The following is a 1,336-nucleotide window of genomic DNA, read 5'->3' on the forward strand; positions in this document are numbered from 1 at the left end:
CGAGCAAGCGGCTGCGACCGGAGATAGTCGAGTTCGGCATCCGTGAAGCCCATACGATCGCATTATTCCGCATCAGGGAATCGAATCGAAGGAGTGGAATGCGTATCGGGGTGTCCGGCCCACACGGAACCGGCAAGACGACACTGGTGCACGAACTGTGTTCCCGCTTCACCGAACTCACCCCGATCGAGGAACCGTACGTCCTCCTCGAGGAAGACGGCCACGACTTCGAATACCCACCATCACGCGCCGACTACCGAGCCCAACTGACCCGCTCGATCCACCTCCTGACCACCGAACCCGACGGTTCCGTCTTCGACCGCACCCCCTTGGACTTCCTGGCCTACCTGTCGGCGACGGGCCTCGACATCGAATCCGCCACCGATACCGCTGCACTCGAAAGCGCCTTGGCCGCACTGGATCTCCTGATCATCGTGCCCATAACCCCCGACGCCGACCGACTCCTGCCCCCGGCGGAAATGCCCGGCCTCCGCCGCACGGTCAACGACATCCTCCTCGAGCTCGCCTACACCGACCCACTGCACCTCCTAGCGGATATCCCGATAATCGAGCTGACCGTCCCGCTGTCTGATCGAGTCGAATCAATAGCCGCCACGATCCGATAGCGCCGCGCAGCCCGATACGGCCGTTCTGTCGACTCCGACCGCCGCCGCCCCACATCGACCGCGGCTCGACATCGAACAACTGGTACCCGGGAACCGGTGTCCGGAGTTCAGTTCCGCTGTCGATGGATGGGAAGCCCGCCGAGAAGGAACAGCAGCGCCACGCTGATCACCGCTGTTTGGTTGAGCAGCCCAGCGATCGGGTCGCCGAGATCGCGGGTGAGGATCATCCGAAAAGCTCCGCCGACTACAAGGGCGGCGACAACGCTCGCGGCCACGATCCTGCTTGTCGTCCATCGCTTCTGCGTGGTGCCCGGCGCGCCTGGCGCCGACTCGGTAGCCGCCACGGCGACGAGCCACAGCAGCGCGGCGACCACGCCGGTCAGACCGAACAGTTTCTCCGCCGCGAGGTCGTTCCAATTCCCGCTCACGATCAATCGGACCGTCGCGGCCAGGTAGAGACCGACCACGACGACTGCGGCGCCCTTGCGCCACTGCGCCCAGAGGCTGTGCGGACCTTCGGATTCTGTCGACATGTACTGCTCTGTCATGGCGTCACGATCCCATGGAAGAGACATTCGCGCTGACCGGATTTCGGTGACCCGTGACAGTTCGACGCCGACGTGTGCACCGTGACCGATTATCTGGCAGGAATGGAGCCCATGAGCGATGACTACTCGATCGACTTCGACTCGTGCGGCACGGGAGAGGTC

The 1,336-nt window shown here is 63.8% G+C and carries 2 protein-coding genes; one reads left to right on the forward strand and one right to left on the reverse strand.

Annotation, left to right across the window (positions count from 1 at the left end):
• Positions 1-626 (forward strand): AAA family ATPase (locus ACWDNU_RS45945; RefSeq protein WP_449673462.1); only part of this gene is annotated, 626 nt, incomplete at its 5' end.
• Positions 627-733: 107 nt separating this feature from the next.
• Here the strand turns inward: ACWDNU_RS45945 and ACWDNU_RS45950 are convergent.
• Positions 734-1,174, reverse strand: a complete 441-nt coding sequence (locus ACWDNU_RS45950; protein ID WP_355284441.1) for a hypothetical protein — start codon at positions 1,172-1,174, stop codon at positions 734-736.
• Positions 1,175-1,336: the final 162 nt, after the last annotated feature.

This window comes from Amycolatopsis sp. NPDC003676 (genome assembly GCF_053587275.1).